Annotated in this window: 20 protein-coding genes; 16 read left to right on the top strand and 4 right to left on the bottom strand. The window is 46.0% G+C overall.

The window, feature by feature from the left end:
- Positions 1 to 31 precede the first annotated feature (31 nt).
- From N2K84_RS03380 to rny, 3 genes are all read left to right on the top strand, one after another.
- Positions 32 to 325 carry a hypothetical protein gene (locus tag N2K84_RS03380; RefSeq protein WP_282590366.1) on the top strand — a complete coding sequence of 98 codons (294 nt, stop codon included), beginning with the start codon at positions 32 to 34 and terminating at the stop codon, positions 323 to 325.
- Positions 326 to 340: 15 nt separating this feature from the next.
- The gene (locus tag N2K84_RS03375) at positions 341 to 634 is read left to right on the top strand and encodes a cell division protein ZapA (RefSeq protein WP_282590365.1); all 294 of its coding nucleotides are present in this window, start codon (positions 341 to 343) and stop codon (positions 632 to 634) included.
- Positions 635 to 743: 109 nt separating this feature from the next.
- On the top strand, positions 744 to 2,297 hold the full coding sequence (gene rny / locus N2K84_RS03370) for a ribonuclease Y (RefSeq protein ID WP_282590364.1): 1,554 nt from the start codon (positions 744 to 746) through the stop codon (positions 2,295 to 2,297).
- Between the two features lie 436 nt (positions 2,298 to 2,733).
- Here rny and N2K84_RS03365 read toward each other — a convergent pair whose 3' ends face one another.
- From N2K84_RS03365 to rpsA, 3 genes are read right to left on the bottom strand one after another with little or no spacing between them, the layout of a single operon-like run.
- Entirely contained in the window at positions 2,734 to 3,657 is a 924-nt protein-coding gene (locus N2K84_RS03365; RefSeq protein ID WP_282590363.1) for a ribonuclease Z, read from the bottom strand.
- Positions 3,658 to 3,666: 9 nt separating this feature from the next.
- Positions 3,667 to 4,020: an STAS domain-containing protein gene (locus N2K84_RS03360; RefSeq protein ID WP_282590362.1), complete on the bottom strand. Its 354-nt coding sequence runs from the start codon at positions 4,018 to 4,020 to the stop codon at positions 3,667 to 3,669.
- A 46-nt stretch (positions 4,021 to 4,066) separates the two neighbouring features.
- Entirely contained in the window at positions 4,067 to 5,935 is a 1,869-nt protein-coding gene (gene rpsA / locus N2K84_RS03355) for a 30S ribosomal protein S1 (RefSeq protein ID WP_282590361.1), read from the bottom strand.
- A gap of 357 nt (positions 5,936 to 6,292) precedes the next feature.
- Here rpsA and N2K84_RS03350 point away from each other — a divergent pair, with 357 nt between their 5' ends.
- The 13 genes from N2K84_RS03350 (at position 6,293) to N2K84_RS03290 (ending at position 19,856) form a co-directional block, all read left to right on the top strand.
- Positions 6,293 to 7,234 carry a UDP-glucuronic acid decarboxylase family protein gene (locus N2K84_RS03350; RefSeq protein WP_282590360.1) on the top strand — a complete coding sequence of 314 codons (942 nt, stop codon included), beginning with the start codon at positions 6,293 to 6,295 and terminating at the stop codon, positions 7,232 to 7,234.
- A gap of 11 nt (positions 7,235 to 7,245) precedes the next feature.
- On the top strand, positions 7,246 to 8,127 hold the full coding sequence (rfbA, locus tag N2K84_RS03345; RefSeq protein WP_282590359.1) for a glucose-1-phosphate thymidylyltransferase RfbA: 882 nt from the start codon (positions 7,246 to 7,248) through the stop codon (positions 8,125 to 8,127).
- A 16-nt stretch (positions 8,128 to 8,143) separates the two neighbouring features.
- Positions 8,144 to 8,692 (top strand): dTDP-4-dehydrorhamnose 3,5-epimerase, encoded by a 549-nt coding sequence (rfbC, locus tag N2K84_RS03340; RefSeq protein WP_282590358.1) that lies wholly within the window; start codon positions 8,144 to 8,146, stop codon positions 8,690 to 8,692.
- An 8-nt stretch (positions 8,693 to 8,700) separates the two neighbouring features.
- Entirely contained in the window at positions 8,701 to 9,573 is an 873-nt protein-coding gene (gene rfbD, locus N2K84_RS03335) for a dTDP-4-dehydrorhamnose reductase (protein ID WP_282590357.1), read from the top strand.
- A gap of 10 nt (positions 9,574 to 9,583) precedes the next feature.
- Complete coding sequence (locus N2K84_RS03330; RefSeq protein WP_282590356.1) at positions 9,584 to 11,332, top strand: phospho-sugar mutase; 1,749 nt, start codon at positions 9,584 to 9,586, stop codon at positions 11,330 to 11,332.
- 33 nt (positions 11,333 to 11,365) lie between these two features.
- Positions 11,366 to 12,118 (top strand): 3-keto-disaccharide hydrolase, encoded by a 753-nt coding sequence (locus N2K84_RS03325; protein ID WP_282590355.1) that lies wholly within the window; start codon positions 11,366 to 11,368, stop codon positions 12,116 to 12,118.
- 164 nt (positions 12,119 to 12,282) lie between these two features.
- Positions 12,283 to 13,812 (top strand): glutamine-hydrolyzing GMP synthase, encoded by a 1,530-nt coding sequence (gene guaA, locus N2K84_RS03320; RefSeq protein WP_282590354.1) that lies wholly within the window; start codon positions 12,283 to 12,285, stop codon positions 13,810 to 13,812.
- 119 nt (positions 13,813 to 13,931) lie between these two features.
- On the top strand, positions 13,932 to 15,545 hold the full coding sequence (locus N2K84_RS03315) for a S41 family peptidase (protein ID WP_282590353.1): 1,614 nt from the start codon (positions 13,932 to 13,934) through the stop codon (positions 15,543 to 15,545).
- A gap of 4 nt (positions 15,546 to 15,549) precedes the next feature.
- Positions 15,550 to 16,146 carry a nicotinamide riboside transporter PnuC gene (gene pnuC / locus N2K84_RS03310; protein ID WP_282590352.1) on the top strand — a complete coding sequence of 199 codons (597 nt, stop codon included), beginning with the start codon at positions 15,550 to 15,552 and terminating at the stop codon, positions 16,144 to 16,146.
- Positions 16,147 to 16,161: 15 nt separating this feature from the next.
- Positions 16,162 to 16,677, top strand: coding sequence for an ATP-binding protein (locus tag N2K84_RS03305; RefSeq protein ID WP_282590351.1), 516 nt, complete (start codon positions 16,162 to 16,164; stop codon positions 16,675 to 16,677).
- Positions 16,678 to 16,778: 101 nt separating this feature from the next.
- Entirely contained in the window at positions 16,779 to 17,717 is a 939-nt protein-coding gene (cysK, locus tag N2K84_RS03300) for a cysteine synthase A (protein ID WP_282590350.1), read from the top strand.
- Positions 17,695 to 18,639 (top strand): serine O-acetyltransferase EpsC, encoded by a 945-nt coding sequence (gene epsC, locus N2K84_RS03295; protein WP_282590349.1) that lies wholly within the window; start codon positions 17,695 to 17,697, stop codon positions 18,637 to 18,639. The genes cysK and epsC overlap by 23 nt, the downstream gene beginning before the upstream one ends.
- Before the next feature lie 83 nt (positions 18,640 to 18,722).
- Positions 18,723 to 19,856, top strand: a complete 1,134-nt coding sequence (locus tag N2K84_RS03290; protein ID WP_282590348.1) for a THUMP domain-containing class I SAM-dependent RNA methyltransferase — start codon at positions 18,723 to 18,725, stop codon at positions 19,854 to 19,856.
- Positions 19,857 to 19,900: 44 nt separating this feature from the next.
- Here the strand turns inward: N2K84_RS03290 and N2K84_RS03285 are convergent, their stop codons facing one another.
- Positions 19,901 to 24,283, bottom strand: coding sequence for a translocation/assembly module TamB domain-containing protein (locus N2K84_RS03285; RefSeq protein WP_282590347.1), 4,383 nt, complete (start codon positions 24,281 to 24,283; stop codon positions 19,901 to 19,903).
- Positions 24,284 to 24,348: the final 65 nt, after the last annotated feature.

Below are 24,348 nucleotides of genomic sequence, written 5' to 3'. Positions count from 1 at the left end.
AATATTAATTTTGTCGAAGAAACATACCGAAATGACTGAGCAGGATCAAATTTTACTGGACGATTTTAAGGCAAAACTCCGGCTGTTGATTCGACGACATGATCATTCAAAACAAGAAAAACAGCAATTGTCGGAACGAGTTTCCCTGTTGGAAAATGAAATTGCTGCCCTGAAAAGTGAAAATGAGCGCTTGGTTAAAAAGTATGATGATTTAAAGGCTGCGAAAGTTTTATCGGTTAGCGACCCTGAGAAGCTGCAGGTAAAACAGCGCATCAATAAGATAGTGCGGGAAATTGATAAATGTATTGCGCAGTTGAATGTATAGTCAATACATCTGAAAATGGCAGACGAGCTTTCAATAAATATTAATATCAACGGGCGGATTTATCCGTTGAGAATTGACCGGAAGCAGGAAGAGAAGTGTCGGAAAGCTGCGAAAATGATTAATGATATCGTTCTTGAATACAAAAAAAAGTACGCCAACCAGGATGCACAGGATTTTTTGGCAATGACGGCTTTTCAGTTTGTATTGAAAAATCTGGAAATGGAGCAGCTGGCTGATGAGTCACCGATTATTGAGGAACTCAAGCTGCTCGATGAACACCTGAACGATTACTTGTCATTGAACGAATAAAAATTCAATATATCGGAAGCCCGCATTTGATTCAGTCCCTTCATTTAAAGGAACTGAATTGAATTGCTGGCTTTTTTTTATTAACAATTAAAAGTAACAATTAACCAACATGGAAATAATACTATACGTAATTTCAGGTTTTTTGGGTGGTGGGGTACTTTCCTACTTTATGTGGGACAAAGCCATCCAGGGAAAGAAAAGAAAAATCATCAGCGAGGCTGAAGCTGAGGGTGAAGTCATAAAAAAGGACAAAATGTTGCAGGCCAAGGAGAAATTTCTTCAGTTAAAGGCCGAACATGAAAAGTACATCAACGAGAAAAACAATAAAATTACTGCCCTCGATAATAAACTGAAGCAAAAAGAAGCTGGTTTTCTGCAACGTAAAGACGAGTTGCAACGGAAGTTAAAAGAGTTTGAAACGGATAAAAAAGAAGTGGATGTAATCCGCGAAAACCTGTCTGTTCAACTGAACATGGTTCAGCAAAAAGAAGAAGAGCTGGAGCGCATGCACAAACAGCAGGTTGAACAACTCGAAGCCATTTCGGGATTGTCGGCCGAGGAAGCCAAAAGCCAGCTGGTAGAATCGCTGAAAAACGAAGCCAAGACCGAAGCCATGTCGTACATCAACGAAATCATGGAGGAAGCCAAGCTGACGGCCAATAAAGAAGCCAAGAAAGTAGTGGTGAAAACCATCCAGCGGGTAGCTACCGAAACAGCCATAGAAAACGCTGTCACAATTTTCCACATCGAAAGCGACGAAATCAAAGGCCGCATCATTGGTCGCGAAGGTCGCAATATCCGCGCCCTCGAAGCCGCTACCGGCGTCGAGATCATTGTTGACGATACGCCCGAAGCCATCGTGCTTTCCGGCTTCGACCCGGTTCGCCGCGAAGTGGCCCGTCTGGCTTTGCACCAGTTGGTAACCGATGGTCGTATTCACCCGGCCCGCATTGAAGAAGTGGTGGGCAAGGTGAAAAAGCAAGTGGAAGAAGAGATCATCGAAACCGGAAAACGTACCACGATTGACCTCGGTGTACACGGATTGCACCCCGAGCTGATCCGTCTGATCGGGAAAATGAAATACCGTTCGTCATACGGACAAAACCTGTTGCAGCACTCACGCGAAGTGGCCAACCTGTGTGCTATAATGGCCACCGAACTTGGGTTGAACCCGAAATGGGCGAAACGTGCCGGATTGCTCCACGATATTGGCAAAGTTCCGGATGATGAGCCGGAATTGCCACACGCAGTACTTGGGATGAAACTGGCCGAGAAATACAAAGAAAAGCCTGAGATTTGCAACGCTATCGGTGCCCACCACGACGAGGTGGAAATGCAAAGCCTGCTAGCCCCCATCGTGCAGGTGTGCGATGCTATATCCGGCGCCCGTCCGGGAGCCCGTCGCGAAGTGGTCGAGTCGTACATCAAACGGTTGAAGGCCTTGGAAGACCTGGCGCTTTCATACCCGGGAGTTTTGAAAACCTATGCGATACAGGCCGGTCGCGAGTTGCGCGTGATTGTTGGCAGCGATAAAATCTCGGACAAAGAAACCGAACAGCTGTCATACGATATCGCCAAACATATTCAAGACGAAATGACTTATCCGGGGCAAATTAAAATCACGGTGATCCGCGAATTACGCGCTGTGAACTACGCGAAGTAATTCTACAATCTGATAACATAGAAAAGGCTGTCTGACTTTAGTTGGGCAGCCTTTTTTGTTGGATGAAGGGAAATGACAGCCAAAAGCAGCTACTGTTGCAAGAAGGAAATGAGTGTTCTGCGCAGGAAAATAGGTCATCTAATAATTATTAATTGAATTTTTAATACTTGTCAATTTATTTTTTAATACGTATGAAAAAATATTTTAATACCTGTTAAAAATATATTTAATACGTATTAAAAATTTACTCCCTCTTGTTCCTGTTTTTATCAAGATGGGAGCTTGTATTATCGTCACAGCGAATGACAAGCTCACCGCTTAAACAATGCTAACCGGAAAAGCCCGATAAATAGCATGCTTATTCCTGATCAGGGCTTAGTTCAATATCCAAAAATGTAACAAGTTTACGGTGCCGGAAAGGAAATCTCCGACGGGATTAACCTATCTGAAAAGTCTCATTTTCGTTGGCAGCCTCTGTGTTTGGAAAGATAGCCTGCGCTTCCTGCAAGATGATTTCCGGTTGCTTGTAACGGGCCGAAAAATGGCCGATCAGCAGTTTTTTAGCTCCGGCCAACCGGGCAATTTGGGCGGCCTGCACTCCGGTTGAATGATAGGTCTCGCTGGCTGTTTTAAGGTCGTCGTGCGCGAAGGTGGCTTCGTGGTAAAGCAGGTCAACGCCGCTAATTGTATCGATGATTGTTTCGGTAAAAGCGGTGTCCGAGCAATACGCAAATGAACGTGGTGGCGGGGCTGGAATCACCAGCTGATTGTTTGGAATAACGGCACCGCTTTCTGCCACAAAATCCTCCCCGGCTTTTATCCGTTTGATGTCCCGGATCGGAATATTGTATAGTTTGATCTTCTCCTTGATGATATTGGGGGCTTTGGGTTTTTCGTCAAACCGAAACCCGCAGCACGGAATCCGGTGTTTTAGCGGAAAGGAGGTGATGGTCAGTTTGTCATCTTCAGAAATGACTTGCGGGCGCTTAAAGTTCAACGGGTGAAACACCAACCGGAAACCGGGATCGGTGATGCCTAAAAAGTCGAGCTGAAACTGGATGTACCGTTGCAGTTCGGAGTGGGCAAAGATATGCAGATCGTTTTTTCGCCCCAAAAGCATTTGGGTTGAAATCAATCCGATCAATCCGAAGAAATGGTCGCCGTGCAAATGCGAAATCAGGATATGGTTGAGCTTGCCAAAACCAATTTTGTTTTTGCGGATTTGATGCTGCGTCCCTTCGCCGCAATCAATCAAAAAAAACCGCCCAAGCACATTGAGCACTTGAGCGGTTGGATATCTTGAAGAAGTAGGCATTGCTGAACTACTTCCCAAAATTGTTAATTGAAATGGCATCTGCATGCAGCCAGGCTATAATTTGCCTTTTTGCTCCAGCAATTGTTCTGCTTCATCAACGGTTTTGGTAATCAGCAAAACCGTGTGGAGCATCGAAATGCGGATCAGATGTTCAACATCGGGTTGAAGGCCGGACAGGATAAAGGTACCGATAGCATCTTCGCACAGACGGTTAGCAACCAGTATGGCGCTCAATCCGGAAGAGTCAACGTATTTGCATTCGCTGATATCCAAAATGATGTTCCGTACACTTTCGTTGCCCAATACCACCAGTTCCGATTTCAGTTCAGGGGCATTATTGGTGTCCAGCTTGTTGCTCAGTACTTTAATAACTGAGTGACCTTCTTTTCTGATAATTTCAAAATCCATGAATGGAAAATTACGAAATTCTGATAAAACAATCGATAAGCCAGGCTTATTTTTCTTTATTTTCTTCAGCTTCCATTTGAGATTTCAAGGCAGCCAATTCGCTGATGTCACCTAAAGTTGTTTTCTCCAGGTTTTCTTTTACAGTTTTCACAGCTTTCTTGGTTTGCTTTGCCTGAGCCTTTTTAGTTGCTGTTTCTTCGGATTTTTTCTCATCTTCGAATACGCGTGAGTGAGAAAGAATAATCCGTTTTGCAGACTTGGAGAACTCAATTACTTTGAAATCCAATTTTTCATCCAGACTGGCTTGTGAACCGTCTTCTTTTACTAGGTGGCGAGGAGTTGCGAATCCTTCAACACCGTAAGGAAGAGCGATTGTTGCGCCTTTGTCGAACAACTCAACAACTGTTCCTTCATGGATTGAATCAACCGAGAAGATGGTTTCGAAAACATCCCACGGGTTTTCTTCCAGTTGTTTGTGGCCAAGGCTCAAACGACGGTTTTCTTTGTCGATGTCCAACACCACAACTTCGATTTCGGCGCCGATGGCTGTGAATTCGGATGGGTGTTTGATTTTCTTGGTCCAGCTCAGGTCGGAGATGTGGATCAGACCGTCAACGCCTTCTTCGATTTCAACAAATACACCGAAGTTAGTGAAGTTGCGAACGGTAGCTGTGTGTTTTGAACCAACGCCAAAGCGGCTTTCGATATCTTGCCATGGATCTTGACGCAGCTGTTTGATACCGAGAGACATTTTGCGTTCTTCGCGGTCCAACGTCAGGATCTGAGCTTCGATTTCGTCGCCAACTTTCAGGAAGTCCTGAGCGCTGCGCAGGTGTTGTGACCAGCTCATTTCTGAAACGTGGATCAAACCCTCTACGCCCGGAGCGATTTCTACAAATGCACCGTAGTCAGCCATCACAACTACTTTACCTTTCACGCTGTCGCCAACTTTCAGTTCGGCATCCAGGTTGTCCCATGGGTGCGGAGTCAGTTGTTTCAGACCCAGAGCGATCCGTTTTTTGTCATCATCGAAGTCGAGGATCACCACGTTCAATTTCTGATCCAATTCAACGATTTCGTTCGGGTGAGAAATACGGCCCCAGCTCAGGTCGGTGATGTGGATCAATCCGTCAACACCGCCAAGGTCGATGAATACACCGTATGAAGTAATGTTTTTAACAGTACCTTCCAGTACTTGTCCTTTTTCGAGTTTAGAGATAATCTCTTTTTTCTGCTGTTCCAGTTCAGCTTCGATAAGCGCTTTGTGCGAAACAACCACGTTGCGGAATTCCTGGTTGATTTTAACCACTTTGAACTCCATGGTTTTGCCTACGTAGATATCGTAGTCGCGGATCGGTTTCACATCAATTTGTGAACCTGGCAAGAAGGCTTCGATTCCGAATACATCGACGATCATACCACCTTTTGTACGGCACTTGATGTAACCTTTGATGATTTCGTCGTTGTCCAAAGCGGCATTTACACGGTCCCATGAACGCATCGCGCGTGCTTTTTTGTGCGACAGGATCATTTGTCCTTTTTTGTCTTCCAGGCTTTCGATGTAAACTTCTACCGGGTCGCCCACTTTTAATTCGGGGTTGTAGCGGAATTCATTCAAGCTGACGATGCCGTCAGATTTGTAACCGATGTCAACCACTACTTCGCGTTTGTTCATCGAGATTACAGTTCCTTCCAACACTTCTTTTTCCTGAACGGTGTTCAGCGTGTTGTCATAAAATTTTTCGAGGTCATTTTTGCGTTGACCGGCAAATCCCTCATCTTCTGATTCGAGTGCATCCCAGTCAAATTCTTCTGAGCTTGCAGCCACTTCCTGGGCAGGAGCGCTTGCAGCTACTTCAGCTTGCTGTTCGAGTTCTTCCTTGGGCTCAAGGTTCTCTGTGTTGTTTTCTACCATTTAAAATACAATTAATTAATAAGTTAGACATTATATTTTACTAATGCGCCGCAAAATTAGTGTTTATCCGTCTTAAAACAAAGATTTTCAGTGCCTTTTTTGCTTTTTGAGCAGTGGTTTTTATCGTTTTTATCACAACGGGCAGTTAAGCGGCAATTGTGAATTTTATTCAATTCCGAACTTTTGACAGATATGATATGAGTGAATTTGGATTTGTAGATGTAAATTTCATGCATGTTTCATTTGATTTGTGGCAAAACACCGTAGTTTTGTTGGGCAAATGATATCATTTCAAAAACAACCATACTTGTGCCTGTATTGGCCGTATGAGGATAAACTTCCATTCAACAAAGAGCAATGAAACGAATTTTGGTTACAGGTGGTGCGGGTTTTATTGGTTCCCATCTTTGCGAACGGTTGCTGGCCGAGGGCAACGAGGTGACTTGCCTGGATAATTTTTTTACAGGGTCAAAATCGAAAATCATTCACCTGTTGGGCCAACCATATTTTGAGTTGGTGCGCCATGATGTAACTATGCCGTATTATATTGAGGTGGACGAAGTTTATAACCTGGCTTGTCCGGCCTCGCCGGTCCACTACCAGTACAATGCGATAAAAACGATAAAGACTTCAGTAATGGGGGCCATCAATATGCTTGGCTTGGCCAAACGGGTAAAGGCAAAGATTTTGCAGGCCTCTACCAGCGAAGTATATGGCGATCCCGAGTTGCACCCGCAGCCGGAAAGTTACTGGGGAAACGTAAACCCGATTGGCGTGCGTTCGTGTTACGACGAGGGCAAACGCTGCGCCGAATCCTTGTTTGTAAACTACCATAACCAGAATGGTGTTCGTATTAAAATTGTGCGCATTTTTAATACCTATGGTCCTCGAATGGAGCCCGACGATGGTCGGGTTGTGTCTAATTTTATTGTGCAGGCGTTGCGGGGACAGGATATTACTGTGTTTGGCAACGGACTACAAACACGCAGTTTTCAGTATGTTGACGATGTGGTTGAAGGCATGATCCGCATGATGAACACCGACGATTCGTTTACCGGGCCGGTGAATATTGGCAATCCAAATGAATTTACCATTATGGAATTGGCCCAAAAAATTATCGACCTCACCGGTTCAAAATCAAAAATTGTGTTTGAGCCGCTTCCGGTGGATGATCCTATTCAGCGGCAACCCGACATTAGCCTTGCCATGGAGAAACTGGCTGGCTGGCAGCCGGAAGTTCAATTGGACGAAGGACTCAAAAAAACAATTGCTTATTTTGATAATTTATTGAAATCATAAATACACATATTATGAAAGGCATTATTTTGGCCGGTGGCTCCGGTACGCGTTTATACCCGATAACCAAATCCATATCGAAGCAGATTATTCCGGTTTACGATAAGCCCATGATCTATTACCCGCTTTCGGTGCTGATGTTGGCCGGTATTCGTGAAATCCTGATCATTTCTACTCCGCACGACATTCCCTTGTACAAAAATCTGCTGGAAGACGGTTCGCAACTTGGGATTCAGATTCAGTACGCAGTGCAGCCTTCGCCCGACGGGTTGGCGCAGGCATTTATTATTGGCGAAGAGTTTATTGGAAACGATTCGGTTTGTATGATTTTGGGCGACAATATTTTCTACGGATACAACTTCCGGGCTATTTTGGAAGAGGCAGCCTCGCTAGAAGACGGCGCTTTGGTTTTTGGCTATTATGTGAACGACCCCGAGCGATATGGCGTGGCCGAATTCGATGAAACCGGCAAAGTGCTTTCTCTGGAAGAAAAACCCGCCGAGCCGAAATCGAATTATGCAGTAACCGGTTTGTATTTTTATTCGAACGATGTGGTTCAGAAAGCCAAATCGTTAAAACCGTCGGCGCGCGGAGAGCTTGAGATTACCGACCTGAACCGCCTGTATCTGGAAGAGGGACGCCTGAATGTGAAACTGCTTGGGCGTGGCTTTGCCTGGCTCGATACCGGAACACACGACAGCCTGTTGCAGGCATCAAACTTTATTGCCACCATCGAGCAACGTCAGGGGCTGAAGGTTTCCTGCATTGAGGAAATTGCCTTTAAAAAAGGCTACATTAACCGGGAACAACTTTTGGAGCTTGCCAAGCCCTTGCTGAAAAATCAGTACGGTGAATACCTCCACAAGCTCGCAAATAAGAAAATATCATCATTTTAAAATTTTTTCAAAACGAATGGAAATTTACAAAACACCCATTGACGGATTGATTGTGTTGGAGCCAAAGGTGTTTCAGGACGACCGGGGTTATTTTCTCGAAAGCTTTCATGCGGGTCGATATAAAGAGTTGGGTATGGATGCTGGTTTCATACAGGATAACGAGTCGAAATCCGTTCGCGGGGTTATTCGCGGGTTGCACTATCAACTGGCGCCGCACGCACAGGCTAAGCTGGTAAGGGTTATTGAGGGGAGCGTGTTTGATGTGGCCGTCGATTTACGGAAAGGTTCGCCTACTTTTGGGCAATGGTTTGGCGTAGAGCTTACGGGTGAAAACAAAAAGCAGTTGTTCATCCCGCGTGGTTTTGCCCATGGCTTTTCGGTGTTGAGCGAAACGGCCGTTTTTAGCTATAAATGCGATAACTATTACCACCCGGAATCTGAACGAGGGATTATCTATAACGATCCTGACTTGAAGATTGATTGGAAGATACCGGAACCGGAAGCCATCATTTCTGCAAAAGACCAGAAAAATTCTTTATTTCGTGAAGCTGACATCAACTTTTAAGAATGCTTATGAAAATTTTAGTGACAGGGGCAAACGGACAATTGGGCTCAGAGATACGTAAACGGTCTGCCCGGTTTCCCGGCCTTGAATTTGTTTTTACCGACATCAACGAACTCGATATAACCAATTTTGAGGCAGTCGACACGTTTTGTAAACAGGAAAAGCCCGATTTTCTGGTCAATTGCGCAGCTTATACTGCCGTTGACGTGGCCGAAACGGATGAGGAGTTGGCCGAGCTTCTGAACACCAAAGTGCCTGCTTATTTAGGGAGAATTGGTAAACAACATAATTGCAAAGTCATCCATATTTCGACCGATTATGTATTTGACGGTGCCAATTGCCAGCCTTATGTCGAAACCGACCTGGTGGATCCCGACTCGGTGTACGGAAAAACCAAGCTGAATGGCGAAATCGCTTTGCTGAAAGAAGATGCCTCTGCGATTATTATCCGCACTTCCTGGTTGTATTCGGCTTATGGAAACAACTTTGTAAAAACCATGATCCGGCTCGGACTGGAGCGCGACGAGCTGAAAGTGGTTTACGATCAGGTGGGCACGCCAACTTATGCCGGTGACCTGGCCAGCGCTATATTGACCATCATTTCGAAAACGGCAGCCGATGAGCATTGTTGGAAAGCAGGTATTTATCACTATTCCAACGAGGGTGTTTGCAGTTGGTACGATTTTGCCAAAGCCATCCACGAAATGTATGGCATCAGTTGCAACGTTCACCCGATTGGTACCGACGAGTACCCAACTCCGGCCAAACGGCCGGCATACACGGTCCTGAACAAATCAAAAATTAAACGTATTTTTGGTATCGACATCCCTTATTGGCGCGACAGTCTGCAAGGGTGCATTCAAGAATTGAAAAACCTTTAAATTGAAAGATATGGTGACGAATAATGATGTTTTAGATGCAGTTGTGAAGAAGGCCAAAACCTGGTTGAGCGACGTGTATGATCAACAAACCCGCGACGAAGTGAAGCGGATGTTGGAGGCAGAGGATAAAAGCGAGCTCATCGATTCATTTTACCGCGATCTGGAATTTGGAACCGGAGGTTTGCGCGGAATTATGGGGGCCGGTTCAAACCGCATGAACATTTACACGGTTGGGGCAGCCACGCAAGGGTTGAGCAACTACCTGAAAAAAGTGTTCGCCGGATTGGACCAGATAAAAGTTGCAATTGCATACGACTGCCGGAACAACAGCCGGTTATTCTCTGAAAAAAGCGCTGAAATATTTGCAGCCAACGGCATTAAAGTTTATTTGTTTGAGGATTTACGCCCCACACCCGAAATGTCGTTTGTGATTCGTGAATTGGGCTGTCAGAGCGGAATTATTTTAACGGCTTCGCACAACCCCAAAGAATATAACGGTTACAAGGCTTATTGGGAAGATGGTTCCCAAATTGTTGGCCCGCACGATGTGAACATTATCGACGAAGTTCAACGGGTAAAGGCAGAAGACATTCGATTTGAAGGCAACCGGGAGCTGATTGAAATTATTGGCGACGAGATTGATCAAAAGTTTCTTGCCAAGGTGAAAACAGTTTCCCTGGCGCCCGAAATTGTGAAAAAGCACAAGGACCTGAAGATTGTTTACACGCCGATCCACGGGACCGGAGTGAAACTGATCCCGGCCGCATTGCGGGCTTTTGGCTTCGAAAACATTTTCAATGTGCCGGAGCAGGATGTTGTGAGCGGTGATTTTCCTACGGTGGTTTCGCCCAATCCCGAAGAACCTGCCGCCATGGATATGGCCATGAAAAAAGGGTATGAAGTGGATGCCGATGTGGTTCTGGCTTCCGACCCTGATGCTGACCGGATCGGTGTTGCTGTCCGCAACGAAAAGGGCGAATTCATCATTATCAATGGAAACCAAACTGCTTTGCTCTTCATCTATTACATCATTACGCGGATGAAAGAAAGCAACGCTTTTAAGGGCAACGAATTCATTGTGAAAACTATCGTAACCACCGAAAAGATTGCCGAAATTGCTCAAAAAAACGGTATTGATTATTACGATGTTTACACTGGTTTCAAGTACATCGCCGAGATCATCCGCGAGTTGGAAGGGCAGAAAAAATACATTGGCGGCGGCGAAGAAAGTTTTGGTTTTATGCCGGCCGATTTTGTGCGCGATAAAGACGCCGTTTCCGCTTGTGCCTTGATGGCCGAGATTGCAGCCTGGGCAAAAGATCAGGGGAAAACCCTGTTCGAATTGCTGCAGGATATTTATCTTGAATATGGCTATTCGAAAGAAAAGATGAAGTACATTGTCCGTCCGGGAAAAACCGGGGCCGACGAGATTCAACAAATGATGGTGAACTTCCGAACCAATCCTCCAAAAACATTGGGAGGCAGTCCGCTGAAAATTGTAAAAGACTATGCTGATTTAACCGAACGCAACCTATTGACTGGCGAAACGAAAAAGATCAACCAAAAAATCACTTCTGATGTAATGCAGTTTTTTACCGAAGACGGAACCAAAATTTCAGTTCGTCCATCAGGCACCGAACCCAAAATCAAATTTTATTTTGAAGTGGCCGGGGAACTAACCAGCAGAAATGATTTTGAGCAGGTTGAACGTTTAGCTGAACAAAAAATTGACTCAATCATGCAAGAACTTGACCTATAGCCAACCTATGTTAAACTAAATTTTATTCAAACCATGAGAAAACCTGTTTTTGTAATGCTCACGCTGGTGAGCATAAGTGCTTTTGCTCAGCCCGAAATGCCTAAAATGGTCCCGGAGATGACCGAAATCTGGGACCCTGAAGTTACCGTTGTTACACCTGGCGAGTCCCCGATGGATGCCCCTTCCGATGCTATTGTCCTGATTGGTGAGGGGAAGGAATTGGGTTACGAATGGACCAATGCATCCGGCGAAAAACCGGGCTGGGATTTCGAAAATGGCGTGGCCACGGTAAAAAGAGGTGCTGGCATCATTCAAACAAAACGCCAGTTTAAAGATTTCCAGTTGCACGTGGAATGGCGCACACCGGCCGAAGTGGTTGGCGAGAGCCAGGGACGCGGCAACAGTGGTGTTTTTTTGCAGGGAATTTACGAGGTGCAGGTGCTGGATAATTATAATAACCGCACTTACCGCAATGGTCAGGCCGGTAGTATTTACAAGCAGCATGCTCCGCTGGTAAATGCCTGCAAAGCTCCTGGTGTGTGGCAAACGTACGACATCATTTACACGGCGCCCCGTTTCAACAATGATGGGACCTATTTTACCCCTCCCCGGGTGACAGTCATCCACAATGGTGTCCTGGTTCAAAACAATATGGTGGTTCGAGGCCCCACTGAATATATCGGAATTCCCGAGTATTCGGTGAAACCTCACGGTGACGGACCAATCATCCTCCAGGATCATGGCAACCCGGTTAGTTTCCGAAATATCTGGATTCGCGAATTGTAAAATCACAAAAGGTCACAGCGTTTTTCTGTGGCCTTTTTTTTTGCAAAACGTCATTCAGCAGACTCTGGTTTGTAAATGTTAATTTCTGGCTGCTCTGTTTCTTAATCTGTCTGTTTCATTAGGAGGATTTTTCTATCTTTGCGCCATCAAAAAAATACAGATTCATGCAAGAGAAAATCCTCATTCTTGACTTTGGTTCCCAATACACACAGTTAATCGGACGTCGTGTGCGCGAACTGAACATTTATTGCGAAATCCACCCGTTTAACCATTTCCCGGCCATTGACGAAACAGTAAAAGGAGTTATCCTGAGTGGCAGTCCCTATTCTGTTCGCGACGAAAATGCACCGAAACCCGATTTGTCGGCAATTAAAGGAAAACTGCCTTTGCTGGGCGTTTGTTACGGGGCGCAGTATTTGTCACACTATTTTGGTGGCGAAGTATTGCCTTCCAATTCGCGCGAATATGGCCGGGCCAATTTGGGATACATTGATCAGGAAAATGAACTGTTCAAACATATGACACTGAATACGCAGGTATGGATGTCGCACGGCGATACCATTGAGCGCCTGCCTGTAGGTTATAACGTAATTGCCTCGACGGCTGACGTGAATAATGCGGCTTATAAAATTGATGGCGAAACAACGTATGCCATTCAGTTTCATCCAGAGGTTTACCATACCACCGAAGGGACACAACTGCTGAAGAATTTTGCTGTCGATATTTGCGGGTGCAAGCAGGATTGGACTCCTGCTTCTTTCATCGAAAGCACGGTAGCCCAACTGAAGGAAAAACTGGGCAACGACAAGGTTGTTCTTGGCCTTTCGGGCGGAGTGGATTCTACCGTTGCGGGCGTGTTGCTGAACCGGGCAATTGGCAAAAACCTCACCTGTATTTTTGTGGATAATGGCTTGTTGCGCAAAAATGAGTTTGAAGCAGTATTGGATTCATATAAGCACATGGGCTTGAATGTGATCGGCGTTGACGCCAAACAAAAATTCTGGAATGATCTGGCAGGTATAACTGACCCGGAACAAAAACGCAAGGTTATTGGCCGCGACTTCATCGAAGTGTTCGATGTGGAGGCGCACAAAATACAGGAGGTCAAATGGTTGGCGCAAGGGACTATTTACCCCGATGTGATTGAATCTGTTTCGGTAAACGGACCTTCAGCCACCATCAAATCGCACCACAACGTGGGCGGTCTTCCCGAAAAAATGAAACTGAAAGTGGTTGAACCGCTAAATCTGCTTTTTAAAGATGAGGTTCGGCGAGTAGGAAAAGCGTTGGGCATTCGCGATGAACTGCTAGGGCGGCACCCTTTCCCGGGACCCGGATTGGGCATCCGTATCCTGAGCGATGTTACCCCTGAAAAAGTTCGGATTCTGCAAGAAGCAGACGCCATTTTTATCAATGGCCTGAAAGAATGGAAACTGTATGATCAGGTTTGGCAGGCAGGTGTGATGTTGCTTCCGGTCCAGTCGGTTGGAGTAATGGGTGATGAGCGCACTTACGAAAATGTGGTTGCCCTGCGTGCCGTGATGTCAACCGACGGCATGACTGCTGATTGGGTCCATCTTCCTTATGAATTCCTGGCAAAAATGTCAAACGAAATCATTAACAAAGTTCGCGGCATCAACCGCGTGGTTTACGATATCAGCTCAAAGCCACCTGCAACAATCGAGTGGGAATAAGATAAACAAGAGGGAGGCTTTCGGCTTCCCTCTTTTGTTAACATTTATTAGCGCCCCCGCTTTTGACGTCGGGCTATATTATTTTATCTTTATCGGTTATTATTAAAAGATACAAGAGGATGAGCAGTAAATTAAAAATAACAGGTTTCAGCCTGTTTTTCCTGTTTTTGTTTCTGGCGGTTATTCCGGTTGCGCAGGCGCAGGACGTTCAGGGAAATATGATGAAATTCGGGCGGTTGTTACGCCTGATTGAAAGTTACTATGTGGATACTACCAATATTGACAAACTGACCGAAGGTGCCATCACAGATATGTTAAGCAAGCTAGATCCACATTCGGTTTATATTTCCAAAGAAGAAGTTGAGAAGATGAATGAGCCACTTCAAGGCAGTTTCGAAGGGATTGGCATCTCATTTAATATATTGAAAGATACGCTGATGGTGGTAACGATCATTCCGGGTGGGCCTTCCGAAAAAGTGGGCCTGTTGCCCGGCGACCGGATTATGGTGATCGACGGTAAAACAGTGGCCGGTACCGGACTGAAGAACAGCGATGTGATGAGTATGCTCCGCGGCGACAAAGGCACAAAAGTCGATCTGAAAGTGATGCGTAAACGACACACCGACTGGCTCGACTTTACCATCATCCGCGATAAAATTCCCATCAACAGCCTGGATGCCTCCTACATGCTTGACGACGAAACCGGCTACATCAAACTGAACCGCTTCTCCGCCACGACAACCGATGAGTTTCTGGCGGCCATCAAAGAATTGAAAACGAAACCTGGTTTCCGCAACCTGGTGCTCGATTTGCGCGGCAATGGCGGCGGCTATCTGAAAGCAGCCATCGATTTGGCTGATCATTTTTTGGGCGCCTATCGCCTGGTTGTTTATACCGAAGGGGTTCACGACACGCGAAAAGACTACAAGGCCACTGCGTTGGGCGAATTCGAGCAGGGAAAACTGGTTGTTTTGATTGATGAAGGGTCGGCTTCGGCCAGCGAAATTGTTGCCGGTGCCGTTCAAGACTGGGACCGTGGCCTGATCGTCGGTCGCCGCTCTTTCGGAAAGGGCTTGGTGCAGCAACCTTTCCCGCTGACGGATGGTTCGGTGGTGCGGCTTACCACGGCCCATTATTACACGCCCAGCGGACGGTGCATCCAAAAGCCGTATGAAAATGGTGTGGAAGAATATCGAAAGGATTATCTGACCCGTTTCGAAACCGGAGAGCTCTTCTCCGAAGACAGCATTCATTTTGATGAAACGAAACTGTACGAAACCCTGAAAAACAAGCGTCCTGTTTATGGTGGCGGCGGTGTGATGCCTGATGTTTTCGTCCCGATTGATACCTCGGCCAATTATGCCTATTTCAACCAGCTTATCCGAAAAAATATACTGTATTCGAATGTGCTAACTTATATGGATGCCAACCGGGAAAAGCTGTCTAAAAAATATACTGATTTCGGTACCTTCATTAGCAAGTTTGAAGTGGATGAGGTGATTATTGAAAAAATGATTGCTGAAGCTGATCAGGAAAAAATTGAAAAAGATGAGGCTAGTGTTGCTTTTGCTCGTCCACTGATCAAAAAGCAGATTGCAGCGCTGCTGGCTCGCGACCTGTTTGGTCCCGGTTACTATTACCAGGCGATCAATCAGGAGGAAGAAATCATACAACAGGCGCTGGAGGTGCTGAAAAACGCATCGCAATACGAAAAACTGTTGGTAGAAAAGTAAACGCATGGCTGACTTGGTTTTTGATTGGCTCCAAGCCAATTTTATTGAAGTACTCGGGGCCGTACTGGGGCTGGTTTACATTTTTCTGTCCATCAGGCAAAATATATGGACCTGGCCGGTTGGCTTGCTCACATCCGCCCTATATGTGTATGTTTTTTTAGTGTCGAAGTTTTATGCCGACATGGCTCTACAGGTTTATTACGTGGGCGTGAGTATCTACGGTTGGTATTTTTGGCTAAAAGGAAAACCGGACCGGAAAGATCATCTGCCTGTTAGCCATACCCCAAAGAAACTGTGGCTGGCTCTGGCGGGTGTATCTCTTGTTTTGTTTTTGCTCATTGCTTTTGTGCTGAAGAACTATACCGATTCGCCGGTTCCGTTGGGCGATTCACTTACAACGGCCCTGAGCCTGGTGGCCACTTGGATGCTGGCCCGAAAATATCTCGAACATTGGCTGATTTGGGTGTTTGTGGATTTCTTTTCCGTCGTCCTGTATGCGTTTAAGAGCCTTTGGCCAACGGTTCTTCTGTTCGTAGTTTATACCATAATGGCGGTGCTGGGCTATTGGAGCTGGAAAAAATCTTTGGAGGCGGAATCCTGAAAATTTAATCTTACAATGAAGAAAATTATCGCAGTTACCGGGCCCGAATCAACAGCTAAAAGTACGCTGACAAAAGAACTGGCCAGCTGTTTTCATGCACTTTCATTTTCGGAATATGCCCGTGAATATTTGGCTGAAAAGGGTCATGATTATACCTACAATGATGTGGAGGAAATCGCCCGGGAGCAGCTTCGGCAATATAAACTGGCTCGGCAATCCACGGCTGAAATGGTCATTTTTGATACCTGGCTGATTATCACGAAAGTTTGGTTTGAATGGGTTTACCAAAGAACTCCGGGATGGCTGGAACAGGCTATCCGGGAAAATCCGGTTGACCTTTACTTACTCTGTAAACCGGATATTCCCTGGGAGCCGGACCCGCTTCGGGAGCATGGGGGAGACGAACGGGAACGTCTGTTTCAGTTATATAAAAATGAATTGACTTCGCGTGGCTTTCGGTTTGCAGAGATCGGTGGAATGGGAGAGGAGCGGATTCAACAAGCCATTCAGGCAGTAAAAGAAATTATTTGATGGTTTGCAGGAAACAGGCTTGTAATTCAACCGGAAAAAAAGGAATTTTGTTTATGCTTTATAATGAATAGGCCTGTGGCCTCATAATAAATTGTTCACTTATGAAAATCGCATCGGATATCACGCAATTGATTGGTGGAACGCCTTTGGTGCAGCTAAACCGTGTTGTCGAGGGCTGTTGTGCACGGGTTTATGCCAAGCTGGAATCGCAGAATCCCGGAGGTTCAGTAAAGGACCGCCTTGCCCTGGCAATGATTACGGCAGCCGAAGCCGAAAACCGGATCAACACCGAAACGGTGATCATTGAGCCAACCAGTGGAAATACCGGAATTGGCTTGGCCATGGTTTGTGCGGTGCGCGGCTATCGCCTGATCATCGTGATGCCCGAAAGTGTTTCTGTGGAACGAAGAATGATTTTAAAAGCGTATGGCGCCGAGTTGGTACTCACTTCGGCCAAAGGCGGGATGAAGGAAGCTATTGCCAAAACCGAAGAATTGGCAGCTGCCCTTGGAAACGCCTTTGTGCCTATGCAGTTTGAAAACCCGGCCAATCCTGCCATGCACCGGGCCACAACCGCGCAGGAAATCTGGAACGATACCGACGGAAAAGTTGATATTTTTGTGGCAGGCGCAGGCACCGGCGGAACCATTACCGGCGTTTCGGAGGCACTGAAACAACACAAAGCTGATTTGTACAGCGTGGTGGTTGAACCGGAAACATCGGCCGTCCTTTCAGGGAATCCCGCAGGTCCGCACAAAATTCAGGGCATTGGCGCCGGGTTTGTCCCCAAGGTGCTGAATACAGCTATTTATGACGAAGTTTTTCGCGTAACGGATGAAGCGGCTTTTGAACAGGCAAGAGCCTTGGCTAAAAAGGAAGGGATATTTTGCGGAATTTCATCCGGGGCAAACGTATTTGCAGCTTTGCAAATTGCCCGCCGCGAAGAAAACAAAGACAAGCACCTAGTTGTCATGATATGTGACACAGGCGAACGATATTTAAGTACAACCTTATTTAATGAAGATAAAAATGCAATCTGATCATACCATCCTCCAAAAGATAAATCAGACAGTTAAGCAACTGGCTGATCCGAAAACCTACGATATGGTTTGCCACGAACATCGGTTGGGCGAACCGTTACCTTCAACCGAAAAGCTTGCCCGAATTGTCAACATGGTGCGCGAAATTTTATTTCCCGGCTATTTTGGAAATACCAGTTTACGTCCCGATACCATCCGCCATTACATGGGCGTTTATGTTGACGAGCTTTTTGAGCTGCTTTCGGAGCAAATTCTGGCCGGTTTGTGCTTTACATGCGATAAGCAACCGGAAGAAATCGATATGCCCGAACGAAACCGGTTTGCCCAGGAGTTGGCAGCCGATTTTATTGCCTACTTGCCGGAAATCCGCCGGATACTGGTTACCGATGTGGAGGCCGCTTTTGTGGGCGATCCTGCCGCCAAAAGCCGCAGCGAAGTTATTTATTGCTACCCGGCCATCCGTGCTATTTCCAATTATCGGATTGCTCACCGTTTGCTGGAGCTGGGAGTGCCGCTTATTCCGCGTATTATCGGCGAGATGGCTCATTCCGAAACCGGTATCGATATTCATCCCAAAGCACAAATCGGCGAATCGTTTACCATTGACCATGGTACGGGTGTGGTGATCGGTTCGACCTGTATCATTGGTAACAATGTGAAATTGTATCAAGGCGTTACCCTGGGGGCAAAAAGTTTCCCGCTTGACGAACACGGAAACCCGATTAAAGGGGTGCCGCGGCATCCGATTGTGGAGGACAATGTCATTATTTATGCTCAGGCAACGATTTTGGGACGCATCACGATTGGAAAAAATTCGGTGATTGGTGGTAACGTTTGGGTAACCAACAATGTTCCGCCCGACTCCAAAATTGTTCAGTCCAAGGCGCGGGAAACCGCTTTTAGTGACGGCGGCGGTATTTAATAGACTGTCAAGAATTATAATCGCATATTAACAGATCAATCCATGTGCCGGGTATAACACGATTCGGCCCTATTTATAGTAACATGATGAACAATAGTCAATTGGTGGCAACCACCTACGCCGGACTGGAAGAGGTTTTGGCCGCCGAGTTGCTTGCATTGAATGCCGATGAAGTACAACCGGCTCGACGTGCAGTGTATTTTTCAGGAAACGAGGAGATGATTTACCGTGCCAATTATTCATTGCGCACAGCATTGAAGATATTGGTTCCTCTGCGTACATTTAAAATAATGAAGGCCGACGATCTCTATCATCAGGCTTTCAAAATAAAGTGGGAAGAATATTTTGATGCGGACAAAACCTTTGCGGTTCAAAGTACCGTTTTCAGCGACCTGTTTAATAACTCGATGTTTGCATCGCTAAAACTGAAAGATGCCATTGTGGACCGTTTTCGCCGGGCAGGCAGCAAACGACCGTCTGTTGATACCCGTAACCCACAGGTACAGATTAATTTGCACATTGCCAATAATAGTTGCACCATTTCGCTCGACAGCAGCGGGGAGTCGCTTCATAAGCGGGGTTACCGGGTGGGTAACCACGAAGCGCCCATCAGCGAAGTGCTGGCCGCCGGGATGTTGAAGTTGGCCGGCTGGAACGGCGAGCAATCATTGTTCGACCCGATGTGTGGCTCCGGCACCATCGTGATTGAAGCTGCCATGATGGCTAAAAATGTATTGCCGGGCGAAATTGGCCGGAAATACGCTTTTCAACATTGGAAAAATTATCAGTCCTCTCTGTTTGAAAAAATAAAATCGGAAACCGATCACCGCAAACCTGATTTTAAACTTTACGGTTCCGATATTTCGCGTGGCAGCGTGGACCTGGCTTTCAAGAATGCCGAAAAAGCGAGGGTGAACGACCTGATCAAGCTGGAGGTTGCAGATTTCCGTACGTCGGAGAAAAAAACAGATTGTGGCTTCCTGGTATTCAACCCGCCTTATGGCGAACGCATTGAGACCGGTGATGAAGCGTTTTATAGCATGATTGGCGAGCGTCTTAAACATCATTATCCCGAAACAGAAGCTTGGATCATCAGTACCAACGACTGTCTGAAATCCATTGGCTTGAAACCAGCCCGAAAAATCCCGCTTTTCAACGGAGCGCTGGCGTGCAGCTTCCGGAAATACGAACTGTACAAAGGATCGCGGAAAGAGTAGGGATGCCTGTACTTATACAAGGTTTAAAGAAGTTGAGATGAACGTTATTTGTTTTGGGCCTTTCGTTTGAACAGCTGGAGAAACTTGTTCCACAGTTCATCAAAATTGTCATAGTTCTCACGATAACTGAGGCCGATGCCCTGGGTGTAGGGCGATGTTTCGTAAATGATATTGTTGTTGGAATGGTTGTATGCTTTAAACTGTAACTTCCCGTTATTGGTGATCTTCACATTCAAGTCGAAGTCGCCCACAATATTGTTATTATTGGCCGTGGTGGCCTGTGTCCCGTTGTTGCCGATATTACCGTTCAACGTAACCCGGTCGTTAAAGATTTGTGTACTTAGGGCAAGTTCAATTTCATCGTCACTAATTTGATCGCCGGGGCGGTAATTCACGCCAATGTCGAAATCGTTGCTGATTTGAGAAAGCCAGTTGCTGAGTTGGTTGGAAAACAGTTCGCTGGCCGTGGATCCTACTACATTGGGATTGGAAGCCTCGTAGCTGCCCCTTAGATATTCAGGAGTGTAAAACCGGCCCAGCACCAGTAGCGACAAAATTTGTTTGTTCATATCTTCCTCTGTACTGAAAAACTGCCGTACTTCTTCTTTTATCCGGTTTTCGATAGTGGGAAAATCGATGCCAAACCCGATTGTGGGATTGTTCAAATTGTCGGTAAGCGATATTTTGCATTGCACCGGGATACGCTGATAATATTGGGCATTGGGGGTATTGGGGTTATTTTGGTCAGATTCTTTGTCAGGATTCAGTTCACTTAACGAAGCTTTCAACCGGTAAATGGCATTTAGATTGATGTTGGCATTATACGGGTCGCCGTTCCAGTTGATGGTGCCGCCTTGTTCAATTTCAAATTTTTTGTTGATCACGTTTTGCAAGGTGAACAGGTAATCTCCACGGTCAACCAGATATTCGCCATACAACGCGATATTGAAATCAGGATCAATTTCGAGCTTAAGGTTTCCGCTGCCCTGGGCCCGGATCATATCACCAATTTGAGAGTTGTATATCAACTGAAACCGGGCATCAGGGGTCACATCGATGTCGAAATTCATGAATACCTGTGATTCCTGCTGCGGTAATTTCCGATCGAGAGTAGTTGTTGCTGTTTCTTTGGGCGACAGAAATTGCAGAAAATCATACACTTGGGCTTCCTCTTCGTAGTCCAGCGAGATGTTGATACTAGTTCCGTTCATGGTGCGTACTGCGCCGTCGAGATAAAGCTGGCGGCCATGCCCCGAAATACGAAGGTTGCCATTGCCGTATGCTTTCCCGTAAAAACGCTCATTGTCGCGGACGGTGGTGTTTATCGCCAGTATTTTTTGAGTACGCAGCAACATGTCATAATCCATGTTCGAGAAATTGTCATGGCGGATGGAGCCGTCAAAGAGGCCTTGGTTGCCATCAAAATCATGGACGGTAATCTGGTCGAAAATGATGGAATCGCCCCTGAATTGTACTGTGTCGCTAAAGTAGTAGCTCACTTGCAGGTAACCCAATGATAAGCCGGCATTATGGGCGTAAACATCGCCTCTCATGAATATCTTTTCAGGCTTTCCGTAAATCTTCACTTCCCCGGTTGCATCGCCGTGTACATTGTCGAAGGTGTTTTCAAGCACAGGCTGAAGCAGTGTCAGCGACACATTTTCCACATTCAGGGTAAAGTCGAGGCTGTCGCGTGTGGGGGAATAGCTACCGTAGCCGTAAACGGTTTGCCGGTTATTGTTATTCACAATCAATTCAGACTGAACGGACTCCGATGGCCGGTCCCATTTACTGAGAACGCTCACATTTCCTACTTGCTGGCCGCTGTATCTTAGCCCGTCAATTTTCAGGTCCGACAGAAAAAGCGCTTTCTCGTACACATCAAAAACACTGGCGGTTCCGCTCAGCAATCCTTGCAGGTTGGCATCCTGTCCGGTGATTAGGTTCAGGTTGTTCAGGTTGAAATTGTTCACGGTCATATTCAACCGGGCTGTTTTGTCCTTTGAAATATTTCCGTTGAACCGGAACTCCTGATTTTGATTTGAAATACGGAAATTATTCACCCCAATTGTTGTGGAATCAATCGAAATAGTTGATGGATGGATGTTCCAAAGCGAATCCGCGATGTAGATGCGCGTGGGCAAAATGTTCATCTCCACATGCGGAACACCTTTCAGGGGCTTCGAAAACTGAATGTTCGTTTCCAGTTCGCCACTGTAAGTTTTTTCATCGTAATTGTTCCATATAAGTTTGGCGCCCATATTGTTTTGTTGGGCATCAGCCAAAACAGCCAGGTTGTAAAGCTTTTGGCCGTCACTGACCTGCAATTCCTCCAGCCGGCTTTTCAGTTCCAATTTGTCGCTACTGTGGATGGAAAGGGAATATCCCCTAAAAATGAGGTTGTTGTACTCAATTTGCGGAATTTCGGAATAGATGTCGAGCTTGTTTTTTGCTTCGTCAAAATAACCGAAAACCTGCGCCGGGCTCAGGTACAGGTTGGGTAAAAACGTTTGGGTGATTGGTTCGGCATCCTTAATATTCAACTCAAGATTGAACTTGTTTAAACCGGGAGTTGAAGACTGCATAACTCCCGAGGCGGGCAGGTAGCGGTACAGCAGATTTTTCAGTCCCTGGCCGATCGTTCCAAAGGAATAGGTGCCCCGGATGTTGGCATCGAGATAATCCGAACGCAGTTCCAGGTTCTTTACGCTGTCAACATATGTGTTGATGGTCAGGCTGTTTAGGGTGAGGAAATTATTTTCGTTTGAATACAGGCCTTCTTCAAACCAAATGTTTCCATTCAGGTTGTCGATTCCATTTCCGCTGAAATTTGCCTTCAGGTCAACGGCCAGGTCCGATTCGCGGTGAATTTTATCGATATTGAGGGCTGCCAGGTTGGCCCGGTCAAGCAGCAATTCAAAGTCGAAAACTGGTATCTGAGGGTTCAGGTCTACCTTTCCCGCAAATCGTCCTTTTAGGTTTTGATCGTCAATGCTCAGATCGCCCTCAAATTTCTGTTCCTGAATTTGGCCGTCGAGCACAATGTTCTTATAGCGGTAACCGCGGAAAAATACACTGTCAACTACGCCGTCAATGTCGGCGGTTAAAATTTTCCGGTTGCGCTGGTAGTTACCATTGATCTGACCGTTGAAAGTAATATCTCCCAGGTTATTGATTTGGGAGAACTTGCCCAAGCGAAAGTTTACGGTTTTCAGATGACCTTTAATTTCAAGCGAATTGTTTGCCGATGGGATAAACGAAAGGTCGGTTTCCATTCGTCCAAAGTTGGAACGTAAGGTACCATACGCCACAAAATCGCTCAGAAATCCGGTAAAATTTCCTTTATAATGAATGATGCCGGCATCGTAGAGCATGGACGGTATCTCCGGGTATTTTTTCGCTGAACTGTCGGGCAGTCTTACCTTGGCAATGTCCCTGAAATCGGTGGACAAATTTTTCAGGTCGAAGTACAAATAAGCTTCATCCAGGTTGGGCAGACCGTTGATGTAAAAGTCGCAGGTCAGTTGGGTGTGGTCGCCAAAGCCCACTGAGAGTTCCTTGGCTTTCAAATCGGCAATGGTACCATAAATGTGGCCGGAGAGGTTCATTTGCAGGTCCATTCCGTTCAGTGCCGGCACCAGTTGCCCCACATCGCGAAAATCGATCATGGATTCACGGATGTTCAAATCAATTTGTGATAGCGAAAAATCGGTGCCTGTTTCCAGCCCGGTTTGATCGATGATGAAGTTGGCATTGGCAATTTGCGACCTCGGCGTGCTGAATTTCAGATCATTCAGTTTAATGATGTGTTTGTAGGATACGAAATTGGTGCTCAGTTCATTCAATATGAATGATTTGTGGTCGTCGAAACTAAGCTGGTTAATCCGGAACGACACCGAATCGGGGTGCAGCACTATATCGGTAACATCCAGGTTGATATTGTGCAGGTCGATCAAATGGGTGCCTTCTTTCTGATAATAGGAATAACCAAGCCGGGTGTCGTTAAAAATGAAATTGCGGCAGGAAATGTTCCAGCCGGGGAGTTCGGCTTTTCTCTCCGGATTTCGGAGGGCATCCATTAAAAAGGTGTAGTTGGGCAGGTGGTTCTCGTCGAGCGATACGTAAATCTTGGTGTCGAGCAAGGCTAGCGACGATAGATTCACCTCTATTTGCTTGATTCGGAAATGATCGATCGATGCTACCAGATTCCCGATGAAAAAGAGCGTATCGGCCTGCTGGTCTTCAATTAAAACTTCATTCAGGATAACTTTGTTAAAAAAGGCGATGTCCACACTCTTTACGCTCAGCCGTGTACCCAGCTTTTCAGAATAGTGTTTGGCAATTTGCCGTACCACAATGGTTTGTATGGCACTGGTTTGAAAAGCCAGATAGGCCGTCAGCAGGAATGCCAGCAGGATCCCCGTCAACCAAAGTGCTATTTTGAATGTTTTTTTAATAATTTTGCCCTCGCTTTTACCCGGCAAAATAAACT

Source organism: Gaoshiqia sediminis (assembly GCF_025907915.1).
GTDB lineage: Bacteria > Bacteroidota > Bacteroidia > Bacteroidales > Prolixibacteraceae > Gaoshiqia > Gaoshiqia sediminis.
The sequence above is the reverse complement of the archived record's forward strand: the minus strand, read 5'-3'. Positions and strand labels throughout refer to the sequence as shown.

Bases quoted from the DNA above. Each gene is read 5' to 3' on its own strand.
- N2K84_RS03290 (WP_282590348.1), top strand. From the start codon at position 18,723: ATGATGAACAATAGTCAATTGGTGGCAACCACCTACGCCGGACTGGAA.
- N2K84_RS03315 (WP_282590353.1), top strand. From the start codon at position 13,932: ATGAGCAGTAAATTAAAAATAACAGGTTTCAGCCTGTTTTTCCTGTTT.
- guaA (WP_282590354.1), top strand. From the start codon at position 12,283: ATGCAAGAGAAAATCCTCATTCTTGACTTTGGTTCCCAATACACACAG.
- N2K84_RS03325 (WP_282590355.1), top strand. From the start codon at position 11,366: ATGAGAAAACCTGTTTTTGTAATGCTCACGCTGGTGAGCATAAGTGCT.
- rfbC (WP_282590358.1), top strand. From the start codon at position 8,144: ATGGAAATTTACAAAACACCCATTGACGGATTGATTGTGTTGGAGCCA.
- N2K84_RS03360 (WP_282590362.1), bottom strand. From the start codon at position 4,020: ATGGATTTTGAAATTATCAGAAAAGAAGGTCACTCAGTTATTAAAGTA.
- rfbA (WP_282590359.1), top strand. From the start codon at position 7,246: ATGAAAGGCATTATTTTGGCCGGTGGCTCCGGTACGCGTTTATACCCG.
- N2K84_RS03365 (WP_282590363.1), bottom strand. From the start codon at position 3,657: ATGCAGATGCCATTTCAATTAACAATTTTGGGAAGTAGTTCAGCAATG.
- rny (WP_282590364.1), top strand. From the start codon at position 744: ATGGAAATAATACTATACGTAATTTCAGGTTTTTTGGGTGGTGGGGTA.
- epsC (WP_282590349.1), top strand. From the start codon at position 17,695: ATGAAGATAAAAATGCAATCTGATCATACCATCCTCCAAAAGATAAAT.
- N2K84_RS03330 (WP_282590356.1), top strand. From the start codon at position 9,584: ATGGTGACGAATAATGATGTTTTAGATGCAGTTGTGAAGAAGGCCAAA.
- N2K84_RS03380 (WP_282590366.1), top strand. From the start codon at position 32: ATGACTGAGCAGGATCAAATTTTACTGGACGATTTTAAGGCAAAACTC.
- rfbD (WP_282590357.1), top strand. From the start codon at position 8,701: ATGAAAATTTTAGTGACAGGGGCAAACGGACAATTGGGCTCAGAGATA.
- rpsA (WP_282590361.1), bottom strand. From the start codon at position 5,935: ATGGTAGAAAACAACACAGAGAACCTTGAGCCCAAGGAAGAACTCGAA.
- N2K84_RS03305 (WP_282590351.1), top strand. From the start codon at position 16,162: ATGAAGAAAATTATCGCAGTTACCGGGCCCGAATCAACAGCTAAAAGT.
- N2K84_RS03375 (WP_282590365.1), top strand. From the start codon at position 341: ATGGCAGACGAGCTTTCAATAAATATTAATATCAACGGGCGGATTTAT.
- cysK (WP_282590350.1), top strand. From the start codon at position 16,779: ATGAAAATCGCATCGGATATCACGCAATTGATTGGTGGAACGCCTTTG.
- N2K84_RS03350 (WP_282590360.1), top strand. From the start codon at position 6,293: ATGAAACGAATTTTGGTTACAGGTGGTGCGGGTTTTATTGGTTCCCAT.
- pnuC (WP_282590352.1), top strand. From the start codon at position 15,550: ATGGCTGACTTGGTTTTTGATTGGCTCCAAGCCAATTTTATTGAAGTA.